Source organism: bacterium, assembly GCA_030654305.1.
Classification (GTDB): domain Bacteria; phylum Krumholzibacteriota; class Krumholzibacteriia; order LZORAL124-64-63; family LZORAL124-64-63; genus PNOJ01.
The window spans coordinates 1-1,520 of record JAURXS010000188.1; the positions used below are offsets into that span (position 1 = coordinate 1).

General features: G+C 73.7%; 1 protein-coding gene. It reads left to right on the forward strand.

Annotated features, from left to right (window positions below; translation table 11 throughout):
- Positions 1-1,520 (forward strand): PNGase F N-terminal domain-containing protein (locus tag Q7W29_05015; GenBank protein MDO9171176.1); only part of this gene is annotated, 1,520 nt, incomplete at both ends.

Sequence of the window (1,520 nt, forward strand, 5' to 3'; positions counted from 1 at the left end):
CGCTTCGTCGTCGAGACGGCGGGCGGCATCGTCCGGGCGGGCAACGAGCCGGCGACGGGGTGGCGAGAGGGCGCGCCGCGCGAGACTTCCTACCTCGACTACGACACCGGCCGCACGTGGCAGACGGCGCTGCTGAAGGACGGCGGGCGCTGCACGGTGGAGACGGCCTTCGCGTCGCTGACGCCGCTGGCGCCGACCGACGAGACGGCGACCATCCTCGGCCGTGCCTGCCGCAAGTCGACCTGCGAGATCCGGTCGAACCGGATCGAGGTCTGGCACACCGAAGGCGACGACGAGCGGGGCACGCCGTCGACCAACCTCGTGGCGCCGCGGGGGCTGGTGCTGCGGATCGTGCGCAACGGGAACTACGAGATCGTCGCGCGGTCGATCGAGCCGGCGACGGGCGAGCCGGTCCGGCTGCCGGCCGCGTGGGGCGACGTGGTCGACCTGCCCGCCTACCGCGCGCGGGTGGCCGGCAGCTGGGTCACCACGGTGCCGGTCTTCGAGGGCGAGACCATCAACTTCGGCCAGGAGATCGCGCCGCCCGCCGCGGACGACCCCGCCGCCCCGCGCAGCCCCGTCTACCACCACGCCGGCGGCACCGTGATCCTGCGCCGCGTGCGCCTGCCGCAGGACCTCGACGACGCGACGATCATCGCCGAGCTCGTGCAGTACAGCCGCGGCGACGCCTACGACCGCACGGGCTCGGTGTTCGTCGTGCCCGCCGCGCGCGACGGCGACCGGACGACCTTCCTGGACGCGCTGCGCCGCGGCATCGGGGTCCTGCCGACCGTCACCGGGCGGGACGGCCGGATCTACCAGGGCATCGTCGCCACCGGCGACTACCAGCCGCCGGTCGAGCTGCTGCGCTTCATCACGCCGTTCGGCGTGCGCCACTTCAACGACCAGGTCACGGTGTGCGGGATCGCCTGGGAGGACTCCGCCGTCTACCGCGCGGACGTGACCGACCTCGCGCCGGTCCTGCGCGGCGACGCGTGGATCGGCGTCTTCATCGGCAACTACGACCAGGGCGGGCACGCCGTCAGCCTGACCCTGCGCTACCACCCCAACCGGCGCGAGGCCGAAGCCGGGGAAGCGCCGCGGCGCTTCGCCCTGCCGCTGTTCAACACCTGCAACGTGCTGGAGATGGCGGGCCAGGAGTACGGCCGGATCTTCGCCGCCGACTCGCTCACCGTCGACTTCGAGGTGCCGGACGGCGCCCGCGACTGCGTGCTGCGGTTCATCACCACCGGCCACGGCGGCTGGGAGAACGGCGACGAGTTCGTGCCGAAGGTGAACGAGATCCTCATCGACGGGCGCACCGCGGCGCGCCTCGTCCCCTGGCGCAGCGACTGCGGCGCCTACCGCCGTCTCAACCCCGCCTCGGGCAACTTCTGGAACGGGATGAGCTCGTCCGACTTCAGCCGCTCGGGCTGGTGCCCGGGCGCGGCCGTGAGCGCGGTGCCGGTGCCGCTGCCGGGGCTGACGCCCGGCCGCCACACGGTGCGCGTCGCGATCCC